This window comes from Actinoplanes hulinensis, from assembly GCF_019429605.1.
GTDB lineage: Bacteria > Actinomycetota > Actinomycetes > Mycobacteriales > Micromonosporaceae > Actinoplanes > Actinoplanes campanulatus.
Genome location: NZ_JAHXZI010000017.1, coordinates 195399 through 212501 on the forward strand (window position 1 = coordinate 195399; position 17103 = coordinate 212501).

15 protein-coding genes are annotated in these 17103 nt (G+C 70.4%); 10 read left to right on the top strand and 5 right to left on the bottom strand.

Annotated elements, in window-relative coordinates; genetic code table 11:
• Positions 1-54: 54 nt before the first annotated feature.
• The 6 genes from KZ829_RS30110 (at position 55) to rny (ending at position 8368) form a co-directional block, all read left to right on the top strand.
• Positions 55-1401: an aminotransferase class I/II-fold pyridoxal phosphate-dependent enzyme gene (locus KZ829_RS30110; protein ID WP_220147262.1), complete on the top strand. Its 1347-nt coding sequence runs from the start codon at positions 55-57 to the stop codon at positions 1399-1401.
• Positions 1402-1484: 83 nt separating this feature from the next.
• Positions 1485-2147, top strand: a complete 663-nt coding sequence (locus KZ829_RS30115) for a UdgX family uracil-DNA binding protein (protein WP_220147263.1) — start codon at positions 1485-1487, stop codon at positions 2145-2147.
• 35 nt (positions 2148-2182) lie between these two features.
• A complete protein-coding gene (locus KZ829_RS30120) occupies positions 2183-2383 on the top strand; it encodes a DUF3046 domain-containing protein (protein WP_183216339.1) in 201 nt (66 codons plus the stop codon).
• A 194-nt stretch (positions 2384-2577) separates the two neighbouring features.
• Positions 2578-3627, top strand: a complete 1050-nt coding sequence (recA, locus tag KZ829_RS30125) for a recombinase RecA (RefSeq protein WP_220147264.1) — start codon at positions 2578-2580, stop codon at positions 3625-3627.
• A 14-nt stretch (positions 3628-3641) separates the two neighbouring features.
• Positions 3642-4370 (top strand): regulatory protein RecX, encoded by a 729-nt coding sequence (locus KZ829_RS30130; RefSeq protein WP_220147265.1) that lies wholly within the window; start codon positions 3642-3644, stop codon positions 4368-4370.
• A gap of 2273 nt (positions 4371-6643) precedes the next feature.
• Entirely contained in the window at positions 6644-8368 is a 1725-nt protein-coding gene (rny, locus tag KZ829_RS30135) for a ribonuclease Y (protein WP_220147296.1), read from the top strand.
• A gap of 3 nt (positions 8369-8371) precedes the next feature.
• On the opposite strand, the gene KZ829_RS30140 is transcribed toward rny, so the two are convergent.
• The 4 genes from KZ829_RS30140 to KZ829_RS30155 form a co-directional block, all read right to left on the bottom strand.
• A complete protein-coding gene (locus KZ829_RS30140) occupies positions 8372-9226 on the bottom strand; it encodes an amino acid ABC transporter permease (RefSeq protein ID WP_220147266.1) in 855 nt (284 codons plus the stop codon).
• Positions 9223-9879: an amino acid ABC transporter permease gene (locus tag KZ829_RS30145; RefSeq protein ID WP_220147267.1), complete on the bottom strand. Its 657-nt coding sequence runs from the start codon at positions 9877-9879 to the stop codon at positions 9223-9225. Before KZ829_RS30145 ends, KZ829_RS30140 begins: the two co-directional genes overlap by 4 nt.
• Positions 9880-9948: 69 nt before the next feature.
• Positions 9949-10881: a glutamate ABC transporter substrate-binding protein gene (locus KZ829_RS30150; RefSeq protein WP_220147268.1), complete on the bottom strand. Its 933-nt coding sequence runs from the start codon at positions 10879-10881 to the stop codon at positions 9949-9951.
• Positions 10882-10951: 70 nt separating this feature from the next.
• Positions 10952-11695 (bottom strand): amino acid ABC transporter ATP-binding protein, encoded by a 744-nt coding sequence (locus KZ829_RS30155; protein WP_220147269.1) that lies wholly within the window; start codon positions 11693-11695, stop codon positions 10952-10954.
• A 129-nt stretch (positions 11696-11824) separates the two neighbouring features.
• Between KZ829_RS30155 and KZ829_RS30160 the strand changes: the two genes are divergently transcribed.
• From KZ829_RS30160 to KZ829_RS30175, 4 genes are read left to right on the top strand one after another with little or no spacing between them, the layout of a single operon-like run.
• Positions 11825-12298: a hypothetical protein gene (locus KZ829_RS30160; protein WP_220147270.1), complete on the top strand. Its 474-nt coding sequence runs from the start codon at positions 11825-11827 to the stop codon at positions 12296-12298.
• A gap of 21 nt (positions 12299-12319) precedes the next feature.
• The gene (miaB, locus tag KZ829_RS30165; protein ID WP_220147271.1) at positions 12320-13807 is read left to right on the top strand and encodes a tRNA (N6-isopentenyl adenosine(37)-C2)-methylthiotransferase MiaB; all 1488 of its coding nucleotides are present in this window, start codon (positions 12320-12322) and stop codon (positions 13805-13807) included.
• Between the two features lie 44 nt (positions 13808-13851).
• Positions 13852-15639 (top strand): NAD-binding protein, encoded by a 1788-nt coding sequence (locus KZ829_RS30170; protein WP_220147272.1) that lies wholly within the window; start codon positions 13852-13854, stop codon positions 15637-15639.
• Positions 15640-15656: 17 nt separating this feature from the next.
• Positions 15657-16139 carry a hypothetical protein gene (locus tag KZ829_RS30175; RefSeq protein WP_220147273.1) on the top strand — a complete coding sequence of 161 codons (483 nt, stop codon included), beginning with the start codon at positions 15657-15659 and terminating at the stop codon, positions 16137-16139.
• 14 nt (positions 16140-16153) lie between these two features.
• On the opposite strand, the gene KZ829_RS30180 is transcribed toward KZ829_RS30175, so the two are convergent.
• On the bottom strand, positions 16154-17095 hold the full coding sequence (locus KZ829_RS30180) for an SCO2521 family protein (RefSeq protein WP_220147274.1): 942 nt from the start codon (positions 17093-17095) through the stop codon (positions 16154-16156).
• Between the last annotated feature and the right edge of the window lie 8 nt (positions 17096-17103).

The following is a 17103-nucleotide window of genomic DNA, read 5'->3' on the forward strand; positions in this document are numbered from 1 at the left end:
CCTCCCCGGCTGTTCCGCTTGCGAATGACCTTGTACTAGTACAGACTGCTTTCTGTGTCAGCACAGTATCAGGTCAGAGGTGACAGCGCCGCCGAGATCTCGGCCAGCATCGAGGCGGGCATCGTCCGGGGCGACTGGATCGCCGGGGCGGCGTTGCCGCCGGTCCGCGTCCTCGCGGGCTCTCTGCACGTCAGCCCGGCCACCGTGGCCAAGGCCTATCAGGAGCTGCGCCAGCGCGGCGTGATCGAGACCGAGGGCCGGCGCGGCACCCGTGTCCGCACGCGCCCGGCCGTCGCGGTGACGCGGGCCGCTCTGCGTACGCCGGCTCCGCCGGGCCTGCGCGATCTCTCCACCGGAGAGCCGGATCCGCATCTGCTGCCCCCCTTGGCTCCGGCGATCGCCGCGCTCGCGGCGCAAAGCGGCCCGCCACAGGGTTATGCGTCCGCCGTCACCATGCCGGAGCTGGCCGACGCCGCCCGGCCCCGGCTGCTGGGCGAGGGAGTCCCCGTCTCCGGTGCGGTGATCGTGGTCACCTCGGGGGCTCTCGACTCGATCGAGCGGGTCCTCGCCGCCCACCTTCGACCAGGCGACGGCGTCGCGATCGAGGATCCTGGGTGGGCCGCCCTGATCGACCTGGTGGCCGCCCTGGGCCTGCGCGCGGTGCCGTTCGCCGTCGATGCCGAGGGGCCCGACCCGGAAGCGCTGGCCGCGGCGTTGCGAGCCGGCGCCCGGGCCGTCGTGATCACCGTCCGCGCGCAGAATCCGACCGGCGCCGCGGTCGGCGCCGAGCGGGCCGTCCGCCTTCGGGAGCTGCTGGCCGGCCATCCGGGCGTCGTCGTCATCGAGGATGATCACGCGGCCGAGCTGGCCGAGCGTGAGCCGAACTGCATCGGGCCGGTGACCGGCTCCTGGGCGTTCGTCCGGTCCGCCTCCAAGCCCTTCGGACCGGATCTGCGCATCGCCGTGCTCGCGGGCGACGAGACGACCGCGGCCCGGGTGGCCGGCCGGATGCGGATCGGCATGGGCTGGGTGTCGACCGTCCTGCAGCGGCTGCTGCTCCGGCTCTGGCGGGACGAAGAGGCGACCGAGCTGGTCGCGCACGCCGCGAGGACGTACGGGGAACGCCGCCGGGCACTCCAGGCGGCGCTCCGGGCGGAGGGCGTCGAAGCCTTCGGCGAGACCGGTATCAACGTCTGGGTTCCGGTGCCCGACGAGACCCGGGCGGTCGCGGCGCTTCGCGATCGGGGGTACGCGGTGGCGCCCGGCACCCTCTTCCGGATGGGCTCCCCACCGGGGATCCGCATCACGATCAGCACACTCGAGCCCGCGGAGGCGACGGAACTGGCCGGGGCGGTGGCGGCCGCGGTCAACCCGGCCGGCGTGGCTCCGCCGATGAGGTGAGGTCTCCGTAGGAAGGAGGGAGTGCCGTCATCCGGAAGGGTTGGGGCGGGGATTTTGTCGGTGGCTGCGGGTAGAACGGTGCAATGCCATGGACCGAGGCGCCGGTGGGCGCGCAGCGATGGGTGCCGCCGCACCCCCGGAGCATCGACGAGCTGAAGTCGGCCGCGGCGGACTGTCAGGGCTGCGAGCTCCACGAGAACGCGACCCAGACCGTGTTCGGGCGCGGGGCGCCGCACGCGAGGATCGTCTTCGTCGGCGAGCAGCCCGGTGACATCGAGGACCGGCAGGGGCTGCCGTTCGTGGGGCCGGCGGGGCGCCTGCTGCGGGAGGCGGTCGACGACGCCGGCATCGACCCGGCCGATCTCTACATCACGAATTCGGTGAAGCACTTCAGGTTCGAGCTGCGGGGCAGCCGGCGGATCCACCAGAACCCGGGGCCCGCCCACATCACCGCCTGCCGTCCGTGGCTGGTCTCGGAGTTCGCGCTGCTCAAGCCGGAGCTCGTGGTCATCCTGGGCGCCACCGCGGGCAAGGCGCTGCTCGGCCCATCGTTCCGGGTGACCCGGTCACGCGGGCAGCTGATGCCATGGCCGGCATCGGCCCAGCACCCCGAGGACTTCCCGGTGGCCGAGATCCAGGCGCTGGCCACGATCCACCCCTCGGCGGTGCTGCGGGCGGATGATCGCGAGACGGCGTACCGAGGGCTGGTCGACGACCTCCGCGTCGCGGCCGCGGCGGTCGCCTGACGGGTCGGCGGCCCGCTCGTGGGTACCCTTTCACGGTGCGCCTGACAGATTTCTGGGAACGCCTGGAGCAGAGTTTCGGGTCCGCCTATGCCCGGAGCATTGCGGCGGATCACGCCTTCACGGAACTGGGCGGCCGGACCATCGACACGGCCATCGCTCAGGGTGTCGAAACGGCTACCATCTGGCGCGCGGTGGTCGCCGCATACCCCGATCGGGTGCCCATGCGGCTACGCTGAGCTGCTTTAGAACGTCTGTTCGGCGATTCTCTCGATCCTCGTACAGGTGTTCGGCTATTGTCCACAGCGGCTCGGTCATCCACAGCACACGACAGGGCGGAGGATTTTTGTCATACCCACCGCCTACCGTGTCGACCGTGGTGAACAAAAGCTCGTCAGCGAAGAACGCGAAGTCGAATACAGGGGTGGCGGTAATGGCGGCAGGAACACCTGATCGTGAGAAAGCGCTCGAACTGGCGCTGGCGCAGATCGACAAGCAGTTCGGCAAGGGCTCGGTGATGAGGCTCGGGGAGCGGCCGGTCGTGCAGACCGCCGTCATCCCGACCAGCTCCATCGCGCTGGATGTGGCGCTGGGTGTCGGCGGCCTGCCGCGTGGCCGGGTCATCGAGATCTACGGGCCGGAGTCGAGCGGTAAGACCACGGTCGCCCTGCACGCGGTGGCGAATGCGCAGAAGGCCGGCGGTATCGCGGCGTTCATCGACGCCGAGCACGCTCTCGACCCGGATTACGCACGGGCCCTCGGTGTCGACACCGACGCCCTTCTCATCTCTCAGCCGGACACCGGTGAGCAGGCCCTCGAGATCGCGGACATGCTGATCCGTTCGGGTGCTCTCGACATCATCGTCATCGACTCGGTGGCCGCCCTCGTGCCGCGTGCCGAGATCGAGGGTGAGATGGGTGACAGTCACGTCGGTCTGCAGGCCCGTCTCATGAGCCAGGCCCTTCGGAAGATCACCGGTATTCTCAGCAACTCGGGCACCACCGCGATCTTCATCAACCAGCTGCGCGAGAAGATCGGCGTCATGTTCGGCTCGCCCGAGACGACGACCGGTGGCCGGGCCCTCAAGTTCTACGCCTCGGTCCGGCTCGACGTCCGGCGCATCGAGAGCCTGAAGGACGGCACCGACGTCGTCGGTAACCGCACCCGGGTCAAGGTCGTCAAGAACAAGGTGGCCGCGCCGTTCAAGCAGGCCGAGTTCGACATCATGTATGGGAAGGGCATCTCCCGGGAGGGCTCGCTCATCGACGTCGGTGTCGAGCAGAGCATCATCCGGAAGTCGGGCGCCTGGTACACGTATGACGGGGACCAGCTCGGTCAGGGCAAGGAGAAGGCGCGGGAGTTCCTGAGGGAGAACCCCGACGTCGCCGCCGAGATCGAGAAGAAGATCCTGGAGAAGCTCGGCGTCGGGCAGGCCGGCGCCGATGCCGCCGGTGGCCCCGAGCTGCCGCCGGTCGACTTCTGACCCGGTAACCGGCGATGGCTGGACGGCGCGGTGCACGGTCCGGGCGAGGGTGGGATGCCATCCCGCCCCGGGCCTCCTCCGGCATGCCGGAGGACGGAGAGGCGGGTGCGGCCCGCCGTGCCGGTGGCCGTGGCGCCCGCCGGCGCCCGGCCGGGTCCGACGTGCCGGATGACCACGCGGGTGGAGACGGGCGGGAGCGGCCGGAGCCGCCGCGCAGCGAGTCCGAGATCGCCCGGGAGATCTGTCTTCGCCAGCTCGCGGTTCGACCACGAACCCGAGCCGAGCTGGCGAAGGCGCTGATCCGCAAGGAGATCTCCGAAGAGGCGATCGCAGAGGTCCTCGACCGGTACGACGAGGTCGGCATCATCGACGACGCGGCCTTCGCCCGGGCGTGGGTCTCCAGTCGTCATCACGGCAGAGGGCTGGCGCGACGGGCGCTGGCCAATGAGCTGCGCCAGCGCGGGGTCGACGCCGAGGTGGCCTCCGAAGCGCTGGAGGCGGTCGACGACGAGGCGGAGGCGGCTGCCGCCCGGGCGCTGGTCGATCGCAAGCTCCGGTCGGCGAGGGGCGCCCCGGAGGCGGTCTTCCGGCGGCTGGTCGCGATGCTCGCCCGCAAGGGATATCCGGCCGGCATCGCCATCCGCGCCGTCAAGGACGCGCTGGCCGCCCGTGACGAGGAGGCCGCCGAGTTCGCCGACGCGCTCGACGCGGATGCGCTCGAGGACGGGTCCACCGGCCTCTGACGACGGGCTGCCACGCGCCAGTCGCGGCATGGCGAGGCAGGTTCGCACGCCTGCCGCCCGTGGTGGCGAGGTGGCTTGCACGTCCTTGATACCCACATGGCGAGGCGGGCCGGCACGTCCTTGGGCAGCGTCACCAGCCTCGAATGGCCGGTGGCGGATTTCCGTCAGCCGCTGCGGCAGCGGCCGAAACTTTCGGGGTTGAGTCCAGCGCTCGGGACCGGGTGTTGGCGCCGGGACCAGGACTTTGGCCGATATAGTCCTGATGTGAGGATTGCTCCGCTGGCGTCCATTCGGTGCGATATCACGCAACGGCCTCGAGGCCGGGGCGGCTGATACGCTCCGTTACCACGCGTCCCTGTCACGCTCCGTGTCGCATGATGAGAGCGCTGGTGGCGGTGGTGATAATGGTTGAAGTCTGGAGTGGCTCATTATCACGGTGGCGTGATCGCACGGTACGCCGGGAATGTCCCGTGGGTTCGTGAGCTGGGCGTAAGCAGGTCTGTGCCGTACGTCCCATCCGCTGCCAAATCATGAGTCCTTGACCGAAGCGGTGCTCGCGACCTAGCCTCGCGTTACACAAGGTTTGTTCGACCATCCATGCAACAGGCACAACATAGATCGCATTACATTACGGCATCACTTGGACGGTCCGACGTCCGTGAGATGCCTCCGTCGGCCGCTGACCGCGCGGCTGGTGGCGCGACATACCGGCGGTCAACCCCACAACTCCACACACTCTGATTCGAGCGGCTGACGGGCGGCTCGCCGACAGGGGGCACCTGAGCCGGCCGAAGGATCATCAGATGGGGTCTCGGGCGAGAAAGATCGCTCGAGACATTGTCGTATCCCACGGACGGTAACGATGTTCCCGGTTGGCGGGGCGACCGCGGTGGCGAGGCTACGCAGGGAAACGCTGGCTTGATGTCCTCATGGTCATCATCGGGCAGCGGTTCTCCGGCCGAGGAGCTCGAGCGCCCTCCGTGACGGTGGGCGGCAGGGACGGAATCCGGCACATCGTCTTCGGCTCAGGCCGGCGGATGTTCCGACTCTGAACCGGTCGTCCTGCTTGAGCGGAGCGACTGGTCCGAAGACCGGTCGCTGACCGGAATCCGGACGGTTCGGCTGTTACAGCCGTCTCGACCGGCTCCACAGCGACCGGGCCGCTCGGGTAGGCGAAGCGACGGAATCGAGGCGACCAGGCAGCGGCAGCCGCCGGGTTGAAGCGATTCAGGAGGCTTCGGAACCCACGGCGGCCGGGCCGGCCGAGTAGGCGGCGACGGATTTCGGGCGCGACTGGGTTGAAGGACCTGGTCGCCACGGATTCCGAGGTCGCCGAGACGTTCGAGACCCGGGCCGGCCGGCCAGGGCAGCGGCCGGATCGCCTCCGCGGCGACCACGATGCCGCGGCTCCCAAGGCGATCCGCGTTCGCGACCGGAAGGGCCAGGGCACCAGCTAGCCACGGGCAACAGCCGGACCTGGGCGCCAGCAGGCTTCGGGGAACCGAAGGCTCAAGCGACCGAAGGCTCCGGGAGGACCACGGGCAACCGAGGGATTCCGGCGAATCGGCTCGCTGACGGGCTACCGGCGGGCGAAGGCTCAACCGGGCGAAAGCTTTCGGGCAACCGAAGGATTTCGGTGTCCGGCGCCTCGGCGGCAGGCAAGCCGAAGCGGCCAAGAGCCCCCAGCGGGCCGGAGGGCTTCGGGCAGCCGAGGTTCCGGGTAACCCAGGGCTCCGGTGACCCGTAGGGCAGCCGGGCGCATTGGGCCAACCGGAAGGCGCCGGGTGGCCAGGGCTCAGGCAACGGGCGGTTCGGTGTTCCGGAAGGCTTCGGGCGGTTGAAGGCCTCAGGTGGCCGGAAGGTCTCGGGTGGCTGAAGGCCCCAGGTGGCCGGAAGGTCTCGGGTGGCCGAAAGGCCCAGGTGGCCGGAAGGTTCCGGGTGGCCGAAAGGCCCCGGGTAACCCGGGCTGCTCCGGGTAACCGGAGAAGCGACCGGAACCCCGACCGCAGCCCAAGCCCGCGACCGAGGCCCGGAGCAGAGCCACCCGACCCGGTGATCCGGCGAGGGCGGCCCGGCCCCGGCGCGGTGAGCCGCACCCGGTGCCCGGCGGAATGCCGGCGCCGGACGGAGACTGGAAGCCGGGGTGGCCGAACGGCGGAGCGCGTGTACCCGGGGGCCGGTGCCGCCCGCGATCTGCTGCCTTGGTCGGGCATCCCGCAGAGAGGCCCGCGCGTGTGCACCGCGCCGGCGGCGAAGGGAGACGCGGCGAGATGATGACCCCGCTGGACTGGGTGCTGGTGGTTGCCATCATCGTGATCGCCGTAGCGGTGATAGCGGGGCTGGTCCTCGGGACACGGGCGCTGCGCCAGTTGCGCGCCGACCGGCAGGACGCGCAGGAGCGGCAGGAGCAGGCGGTCGGTGACGCCCGGGCGAAGGTGGAGGACGCCAACGCCAAGGCCGCGTCGGTTCGCGCCGAGGCTGCCGCCGCGAAGGCGGAGGCGAGTGCCGCCCGGGCCGAGGCCCGCCGGGTTCTGGAGACCGCGCACAGCGAGGCCGACACCATCCTGGAGCACGCCCACCGTCAGGCCGAGGCCGACGCGGAGCAACTGCGCGCCGCCGCCCGCCGGTCCGGGGAGCGTGAGATCGCGCTGCTCAACGCCACGGTGAAGGAGCAGGCGGCCGAGGTGGAGCGCCGGGCCGCGCGGATCGACGAGCGGGAGCGGCTGCACGGCGAGGAGGTGGAGCGCCTCGTCGAACGGGAGCGCCGCCTGGCCACGCTGGAGACGGATCTGTCGGCGCGGGAGGCGGCCCTCACCACGCGGGAGGCCGACCTGACGAAGGCCGAGGAGGTCAGGCGCCGGGAGATGGAGCGGATCGCCGGGCTGACCGCCGAGGCGGCCCGGACCGAGCTGATCGAGGCGATCGAGGGGCAGGCGAAGCGCGAGGCGGCGATCCTGGTCCGGGACATCGAGACCGAGGCGAAGAACACCGCGGACACCCGGGCCCGGCACATCGTGGTCGACGCGATCCAGCGGATCGCCAGCGAGCAGACCGCGGAGAGCGTGGTCAGCGTGCTGCATCTGCCGAGCGACGAGATGAAGGGCCGGATCATCGGCCGTGAGGGCCGCAACATCCGGGCGTTCGAGTCGACCACCGGCGTCAACCTGATCATCGATGACACCCCGGAGGCGGTCCTTCTCTCCTGTTTCGATCCGGTACGCCGTGAGGTGGGCCGCCTCACGCTGGAGAAGCTGGTCCTGGACGGCCGGATCCACCCGCACCGGATCGAAGAGGTCTTCGACAGCGCGAAGAACGAGGTGGAGCGCCTCTGCGACCGGGCGGCCGAGGAGGCCCTGGTCGATGTCGGGATCACGAACATCCACCCGGAGCTGGCGAAGCTGCTGGGCCGGCTGCGGTACCGGACGAGCTACGGCCAGAACGTGCTGAAGCACCTGGTGGAGACGGCGCACATCGCCGGGATCATGGCCGCCGAGATGGGCCTGGACGTGCCGACGATGAAGCGGGCCGCCTTCCTGCACGACATCGGCAAGGCGCTGACCCACGAGGTGGAGGGCAGCCACGCCCTGATCGGCGCCGACCTGGCCCGCAAGTACGGCGAGCACGAGGACATCGTCCACGCGATCGAGGCGCACCACAACGAGGTGCCGCCGCAGACCATCGAGGCGGTGCTGACGCAGGCCGCGGACGCCTGCTCGGGCGGCCGGCCGGGGGCCCGGCGGGAGAGCCTGGAGGCGTACGTCAAGCGCCTGGAGCGGATCGAGGAGATCGCGGGCGGGAAGCTCGGGGTGGAGAAGGTCTTCGCGATGCAGGCCGGCCGCGAGATCCGGGTGATGGTGCGGCCGGACGACATCGACGACATCGGCGCCGCCGTGCTGGCCCGTGACGTGGCGAAGCAGATCGAGGAGGAGCTGACCTACCCGGGCCAGATCCGGGTCACCGTGGTCCGTGAGTCCCGGGTGACCGAACTGGCCCGGTAGGCGCTAGATCTGGCGGGTGACGTCGGTGAGCGGCAGCGTCTTCGCCTTGGCCTTGGGCATCCGGGTGAGGCGCCGCTGCAGCCACCAGGCGAGCAGCGACAGCATGCCGCACAGCGTGATGTAGATGGCCCCGACGACCAGGTAGGCCGGCACGTAGGGGAGCCCGAACGCGAGCCGCCCGCCGATCGTCTTGCCGACGGTCAGCAGTTCCGGGTACGTGATGATGAAGCCGAGCGCGGTGTCCTTCAGCAGGACGACGAGCTGGCTGACGATGGCCGGCAGCATGGCCCGGAACGCCTGGGGCAGCAGGACAAGCCGCAGCACCTGGTTCTTCCGCATGCCGACGGCGTAGGCGGCCTCGGACTGCCCCTTGGACACCGCGTTGATGCCGGCGCGGAAGATCTCCGCGAGCACCGAGCCGTTGTACAGGGTCAGGCCGATGACGAGGGCCCACAGCTTGTCGATGGACCAGCCGTACTGCAGCGGGACGTAGTAGCCGAAGAAGATCAGGATGAGCAGCGGGATGGCCCGGAACAGCTCGACCACGAAGGTGGACGGGGCTCGCAGGGCGGCGTGGTCGCTGAGGCGTCCGGCGGCGCAGACCGCGCCGAAGAGCAGGGCGAGGACCGCCGCGATGCCGGCCGCCTTGAGGGTGAACCAGACGCCGTTGAGCAGCTCGATCTGCACGGCCTTGTACTTGAACTGGTCCCACCGGCGGGCCTCGAACTGGCCGGTCTCCCAGAAGCGGTAGATCACGAACGCGATCAGGCCCAGGATCACCAGCGTGGCGGCCACACCGATGATCAGGTTGCGGCGGCGGCCCTTGGGGCCGGGCAGGTCGTACAGCACCGACGTCATCGCGCCACCGCCCACTTGCGCTCGAGGGACCGCTGCAGCAGCACCAGCGGACTGATCAGGATCAGGAAGCCGATGGTGATCCACAGCAGGACGTAGAACTGCGGCTCACCCCGCTCGGCCATGTACGCCGGGATCGCGCCCGCCTCCAGCACCGAGAAGCCGGCCGCCACCGTGGTGTTCTTCAGCATCGCGATCAGGACACTCATCATCGGCGGCACCATGGCCCGCAGCGCCTGCGGCAGGATCACCTGGCCGAGCACCTGGTCGAAGGTCATGCCGAGGGCGCGGGCCGCCTCGGCCTGGCCCGTCGGCACCGTGTTGATGCCGGAGCGGACCACCTCGCAGACGAACGCGGCCGTGTAGATCGTCAGGGCGGTGAACGCGGCCTGGTCGTAGTCCAGGTTCACGTCCAGCTTCGGGACCGCGAACACCAGGAACGCGAAGACCAGGGTCAACGGCGTGTTCCGCACGATGTTGACGTAGGTGGCGCCGAACCAGCGCAGCGTGGGAATCGGTGAGACCCTGAACGCGCCGAGCAGGACGCCCAGAACCAGGCTGCCCACCGCGCTGATCAGGAACAGGTACACCGTATTGGTGAAGCCGTCGACGAACAGTTCCCAGTTGTCCGTCAATACGCGGAGGAATTCCGTCATGCCCGTCCTTCAACTGGACCGGCCGGCGCCGGGTGGCGGACCACCCGACGCCGGCCGGCGTGGTGTCGATCAGTAGCGCTCGAGGGCCGGGGCGGTGGCCGCCGAACCCGACAGGCCGAGGGTGCCGTCGTAGATCTTCTGCCAGGTGCCGTCGGTGACGGCGGCCTCCAGCTTGTCGTTGATGAAGTCGCGGAACGCCTTGTCGTCACGCGGCAGGCCGATGCCGTACTTCTCGGTGCTGAACGGCTGGCCGACGACCTTCAGGTCGGACGGGCTCTGCGCGGCGTAGCCCTTGAGGATCGCGTCGTCGGTGGTGACGGCGTCGACCTTCTTGTCCAGCAGCTGCGAGACGCACTCGGAGTAGGTCTTGAACTCGACGATGTTCTCCGGCTCGGTGAGCGCCTCGTCGCGGACCCGCTGGATCGGCGTGGAGCCGATGGCCGAGCAGACCTTCTTGCCCTTGAGGGTGTCCTTGCCGGTGATCGCGGTCTCGTCCTTGCGGACCAGCAGGTCCTGGCCGGCAACGAAGTACGGACCGGCGAACGAGACGTCGGCCTTGCGCTTGTCGGTGATCGAGTAGGTGCCGACGTAGTAGTCGATCTCGCCGCCCTTGATCGCGGTCTCCCGGTTGGCGGACGGGATCTCCTTGTACTCGATCTTCGCGGGGTCGACGCCCAGCTTGGAGGCGAGGTACTGGGCGATCTCGATGTCGAAGCCGCAGCGGGTGCCGGCGGTGTCCTTGTAGCCCAGGTTCGGCTGGTCGAACTTGACGCCGATGACGACCTTGCCGCCCGACTTGATCTTGTCGAAGGTGGGGCTGCCGGCGACGGCGGCCGCGGAGTCGGCGGTGAACGTCGTACCCGAGCTCTTGCAGGTGTCCGGGGCCGCCGCGGGCCCGGTGCCGCCGCCGCTGGGGGTGGGGGTGCCCTCCTCGCCGCAGGCGGCGAGGCCGAACGTAAGAGCCGCGGCAGTGGCCAGTACGGCTACGCGAGTGAAACGCATATCTCTTCTCCTTTTTGTGGATCAGCGCGCGACGGATCGAGGCCGCCTCTGTGCGGACGGACCCGAACGCTCAGTGCGTGAGGATCTTGGACAGGAAGTCCTTGGCCCGATCGCTGCGTGGGTTCGCGAAGAATTCGTCCGGCGTGGCCTCTTCGACCAATTGGCCGTCTGCCATAAATACGACACGATCGGCGGCGTGGCGCGCGAAACCCATCTCATGGGTGACCACGACCATGGTCATCCCCTCGCGGGCCAGCGACGTCATGACCTCCAGCACCTCACCGACCATCTCCGGGTCGAGGGCGCTGGTCGGCTCGTCGAAGAGCAGGGCCTTGGGCTGCATGGCGAGCGCGCGGGCGATGGCCACCCGCTGCTGTTGGCCGCCGGAGAGCTGGGCCGGGTACTTCTCGGCCTGGTTGGCGATGCCCACCCGCTCGAGAAGGGACATGGCCCGGTCCTGGACCACGGCCTTCTTCTCCTTGCGCACCTTGATCGGCCCGAGCATCACGTTCTGCAGGATCGTCTTGTGCGCGAACAGGTTGAAGGACTGGAAGACCATGCCGACCTCGCTGCGCAGCCGGGCCAGCCCTCGCCCCTCGGCCGGCAGTGTCTGCCCGTCGAAGGTGATCCGGCCGGAGTCGATCGGCTCCAGCCGGTTGATGGCGCGGCACAGCGTGGACTTGCCGGACCCGGAGGGTCCGATCACGACCACGACCTCGCCGCGTGCGACGGACAGGTCCACGTCCTGCAGCACGTGCAAGGGGCCGAACCACTTGTTGACGTTCTCTAGGACGATGAGAGCCTCGTCTGTCACCCCTGGTCCATCCACTCGTTCTCGGTTCACTCGAATGGACACACCCTATGGGGCCTCCCGTATCGGATTGTGTCGAGAATGGTCACGGAGCGGTAACACAGCCATTGCGCTGAGAGAGGGGCCGAGAGCATGGAGTACATGGCGGACGGCCCGTGGAACTGGTGTGTCGCCGGTCGCTGGGAGCCCGACCGGGTCATGGGCGCGCTCGCCGGGGCGCTGGAGCGCCCGGTGCACGGCATGGTCCCCGGCGCTGACCTGCTCTGCGACGTCTACCACGTCGGAGGCGACTTCCCGACCCTGATCGACGTCTACGTGACGCCCGCCGGCGTCGCCGAGGAGACCGTCGCGAGCGCCGTCGCGGTCCGGCTGGGCGCCGCGGTCCTGCTTCCCGACGACACCCTCAACCCGTCCCGGTACGTGCTGGCGGAGCCGAACGGATCGTTACGGGCGGTGCATGTCGACGAGGTGGAGACCGACGACGGGCCGGAGCGCCGCAACGTCCGGCCCTGCACCGGCGCCGACCCGGCCTGCGCCGCCCCGGCCGGCTGTGACCGATCGCGGTGGAAACCCGGCCCGACGCCGGAGCGGCCCGCCGCGGCGTAACGGGTAGCCTGGTCAATTGCCATGACTACCGAGATGACCGGCAGCGCGCGCACCTATGATGTGCGCACCTACGGCTGCCAGATGAACGTGCACGACAGCGAGCGGATCTCCGGCCTGATGGAGGACGCGGGTTACGTGCGCGCCGCGGAGGCGGACGCGGCGGACGTCGTGGTCTTCAACACCTGCGCGGTCCGGGAGAACGCCGACAACCGCCTCTACGGCAACCTCGGCCACCTGCGTCCCACCAAGCTCAAGAACCCGGGCATGCAGATCGCGGTCGGCGGCTGTCTGGCGCAGAAGGATCAGGGCGACATCGTCAAGAAGGCGCCCTGGGTCGACGTGGTCTTCGGCACCCACAACATCGGGTCGCTGCCGGCCCTGCTGGAGCGCGCCCGGCACAACGAGGAGGCGCAGGTCGAGATCCTCGAGTCGCTCGAGGTCTTCCCCTCCACCCTGCCGACCAAGCGCGAGTCGACCTACTCCGGCTGGGTCTCCATCTCGGTGGGCTGCAACAACACCTGTACGTTCTGCATCGTCCCGAGCCTGCGCGGCAAGGAGAAGGACCGCCGCCCCGGCGAGATCCTCGCCGAGGTGGAGGCCCTCACCAAGGAGGGCGTCCTCGAGGTCACCCTGCTGGGGCAGAACGTGAACTCCTACGGTGTCGAGTTCGGCGACCGGCTCGCCTTCGGCAAGCTGCTGCGCGCCACCGGGGACGTCGAGGGGCTGGAGCGGGTCCGGTTCACCAGCCCGCACCCGAAGGACTTCACCGACGACGTGATCGCCGCGATGGCCGAGACGCCGAACGTGTGCCACTCGCTGCACATGCCGCTCCAGTCCGGCTCCGACCGGGTGCTGAAGGCGATGCGCCGCAGCTACCGCCAGGAGAAGTACCTGGGCATCATCGAGAAGGTCCGGGCCGCCATGCCGGACGCCGCGATCACCACCGACATCATCGTCGGCTTCCCCGGCGAGACCGAGGGGGACTTCGAGCAGACCCTCGAGGTGGTCCGGCAGGCCCGGTTCTCCAGCGCCTTCACCTTCCAGTACTCCAAGCGGCCCGGCACGCCCGCCGCCACCATGGAGGAGCAGGTGCCGAAGGCGGTCGTCCAGGACCGTTACAACCGGCTCATCACCACCCTCGAAGAGATCACCTGGGCGGAGAACAAGCGGCTCGTCGGGAAGAAGGTCGAGGTGCTGGTCGCGGTCGGTGAGGGCCGTAAGGACGAGCGGACCGGCCGGCTCAGCGGCCGGGCCCGGGACGGCCGTCTCGTGCACTTCGCGACCGGGGACACCGTGCCGCGTCCCGGCGACATCGTCGAGACCGTGGTGACCTACGCCGCACCGCATCACCTGAACGCCGACGGGAACCCGCTCAGCCACCGCCGGACCCGGGCCGGAGACGCGTACGAGTCCGGTCGTACCCCGAAGTTGAAGGGTGTGTCGCTCGGCCTGCCGGGCGTCGGTGTGCCGGCCCCGCTGCCGCCCGCGTCCGAAGGATGCGCCCTCTGATCGCTGCGTAGCCGCATGGCGGCGGGGTGTGACAATGTGGATCGATGGCCACCTTTCCCCGCACCCCGCTGTCCCTCGCCGACGACCAGGGGCAGCCCGCCGTCACCGTGACGCGGGCCGTGTTCGCCCTGGCCGGGGTGCTGGCGCTGGTTCTCGGTTTCATCGGCCTGGATCAGTATCTTGCTTCGCAGGGTGTCGCCGACCGTGACCCGCTGAACCTGCTGTACGGCACGTTGCAGCTGTTCGTCCTGGGCTCCGATCCGCTGGAGGGTGGCACCGACTTCCCGCCGGCGCTGCAGGTGGCCCGGTTCGTGGCCCCGATCGTCACGCTGTACGCCTTCGCCGAGGCCGCCCGGGTCCTGCTGGCCAGCGAGATGCGCCGCCTCCGGGCCCGCCGCGCCCGCCGGCACGTGGTGGTCTGCGGCGACTCCTCGGTCGCCCGGACGCTGGCGCACCGCCTGCACCTGAGCGGCCATCGCGTCGTGGTGGTCCGCACGCAGCCGATCGGCCCGCTGGAGTTGCGCCGGCGCGGGCTGCTCGGGGTCAACGGCGACGCCCGCGACCCGGACGTGCTGCGTGGCGCGGGCGTCCCCCGGGCCGCGACGCTGTACGCCTGCGCCGAGACGAGCGCCGCCAACCTGGAGATCGCCGCGGCCGCCGCCCGAATGGCCGCCCCGCGCAACGATCTCGCCGTCTACGCCCAGATCCACGAGGCGGACTGGGCGCTCACCCTCCAGGCCCGGCGGCTCGGCGTGCCGCACACACCCGGCCAGCGGCTGGACTTCTTCCACCTGGACCAGTTGGCGGTGCACGTCCTGCTGGACCAGCGGCCGCTGCCGAACCGTCCGGACCGGGTGCCCCGGCTGCTGGTGGCCGGCGACTCCTCGCTGGTCCGTGCGCTGATCGTGGAGATCGCCCGGCACTGGCGGCTGCGCCGGTCGAGCCCGGCGCAGCGGGTCGTCGTGGACCTGGTGGCGCCGGACGCGATCCGGGTGCGGGACCGGTTCGCCGAGCGGGGCGGGGTGGTCCCGGACGGGTGCCGGGTGACGGCGTACGAGACCGACGTGTCCGCCCTGCTCGACGACCCCGGCCGGGCCGGCTACGACCGGGTCTTCCTCTGCTTCGCCGACGACCGTGAGGGGCTGGAGCTGGCGCTGCGCGAGCACCGCCTGTGGCACCGGGTCTCCGGCGACATCATCGTGGTGGTGGACGCGCTGGCCGCGATCACCGAGGCGTTCAGCCGGGACCAGCGGGAGGAGCCGCTGCTCGACCCGATCGACGGCCGGGTCCGGCTCTTCTCGGCGGTGGCGGCCGGCTGCGATCCGGCGCTGATCGCCGAGGACCTGTCCGAGCGGCTGGGCCGGCTCATCCACGAGCGGTTCGTCGAGGCCAGCCTGCTGCGGGGTGAGCGGCTGGGCGGCGGTCCGGCGCTGTGCCCCTGGTCCGAGCTGGACGAGGAGCTGCGCCGGTCGAACCGGCAACAGGCCGGCGACTTCGGGATCAAGCTTCACATGGTCGGATGCGCGGTGGTGCCGGCCGACGGTGGTGACGACGACTTCTGTTTCACCGAGGCCGAGGTCGAGCTGCTGGCCCGCCGGGAGCAGCAGCGCTGGACGGAGGCCGCCCGTGGCAACGGCTGGGTGCGCGGCGCGCGGCGGGACAGCGCGCTGCGGCAGACGCCCGATCTGGTCGACTGGGAGGAGCTCGGCCCGGAGGGACGTGCCAAATGTCGCGCCGCGGTGCTGGAGATTCCGCAGATCCTGGCGGACGCCGGGTTCCGGGTGGTCCGGCTGACGGACACTGGAGTAAGCCGGGCGCTGCACCCGGCGTGATCCCCACGGGAGCGGGCATGACGACGATCGGCGTCACCGGGCACATCCGGTTGCGGCCGGCGACCCACCGGCTCATCCTCGCGGAGCTGGTCCAGCTGCTGTCCGGCTATCCACGGGTGCACGGGGTCACCTGCCTGGCCGAGGGCTCCGACCAGATCTTCGCCCGGGCCGTCCAGGCCTGCCGGGGCACCTTCGACGTGGTGCTGCCGGTGCCCGCCGCGGCGGCGCCACCCGCCGCGCCACCGCCCCACCTGCTGCGCCAGGCCCGCCGGGTGACCCGGCTGGAGGTGGCCGGCCCGCCCGAGGCGGCCTACGAGGCGGCCAGCCGCGAGGTGGTGGAGCGCAGCGACATCCTGGTCGCGGTCTGGGACGGTGATCCGGCCGGCGGTCGCGGCGGCACGGCCGAGACGGTGGAGTGGGCCAAGGCGATGGGCCGCCGGGTCGTCCGGGTCTGGCCCGCCGGAGCGGAACGCCTCACCGTGCCGGCCCGCCTCCCATAGATCAGACCGACGGCTCACCGCGCCGGTTTCGTGGAATCACCCTGTAACAGATCCAGCGCGCCGATCGTGATCTGGTCCCGGACCCGGGCCATCGCCCCGTCCCACTGCCGGGTGAAACCCGGCCGCTGATCCAGTGCCGACCAGATCTGCAGCAACTCCTCGGGCACGTGCGCGCCCGGCATCCACAGATGCGGCAGGTGCTCCAGCAGCGGCTGCAACCGGCTCACCCGCTCGGCGCGGCTGTGGTCGTGGGCCAGCGTCGCGTCCAGGACCGACAGCACCGTGGTGAGCAGCCAGTCGTGTACGGCCAGGTCCTCGCAGAGGGCGACCACGGCGCCCAGGTCGGTGGTCGGCACCCGCAGCTGGAGCGAGCGGACGTCCTCGGAGACCAGCGTGAACGTGCCGCCCGGCCGTTCCACGGACCGGTCCAGCAGGGCGGTCCAGCGCAGCCGGACCCGCGGGGTACGCAGTGGCGGGGCGTGGTCGATCACCCGGGACCGCTGGACCGTGTCGAGCATCCGGGCCGCGATCGCGCTCAGCTCCAGCGTCTCGGCGGTCCGCGCGCCGGTGAGCACACCCTGTTCCAGATCGGACCGGTCCAGCTTGCCGATCGCCTCCAGATGACCGGGACTGGCCAGGTAGTGCGACCACGGCAGCCGGATCGTGGTGCGGGCGGGCGCCACCCGGGCGTACGCCGAACCCTGCGCGACGTGGCCGGCCACCACGACGGCGCGCGACACGACCGTACCGATGGCTCTGGTCTGACGTCCGGAAGTGGTCGGCAGGCGGCAGTCCACACCCTCGAGCCGGTCCGGTGAGACGGACCGGGCGATGGGCCGCTCGACCGAGCGGACCCGCTCGTCGGCCTCGTTGCTGAGCAGGTGCTCGGTGGCGCGCCGGGGGAGGGCGACGGAGTTCTGCAGGAGGCCGGTCTGGACCTCTCCGAAAGCCAACATGAGTCCTC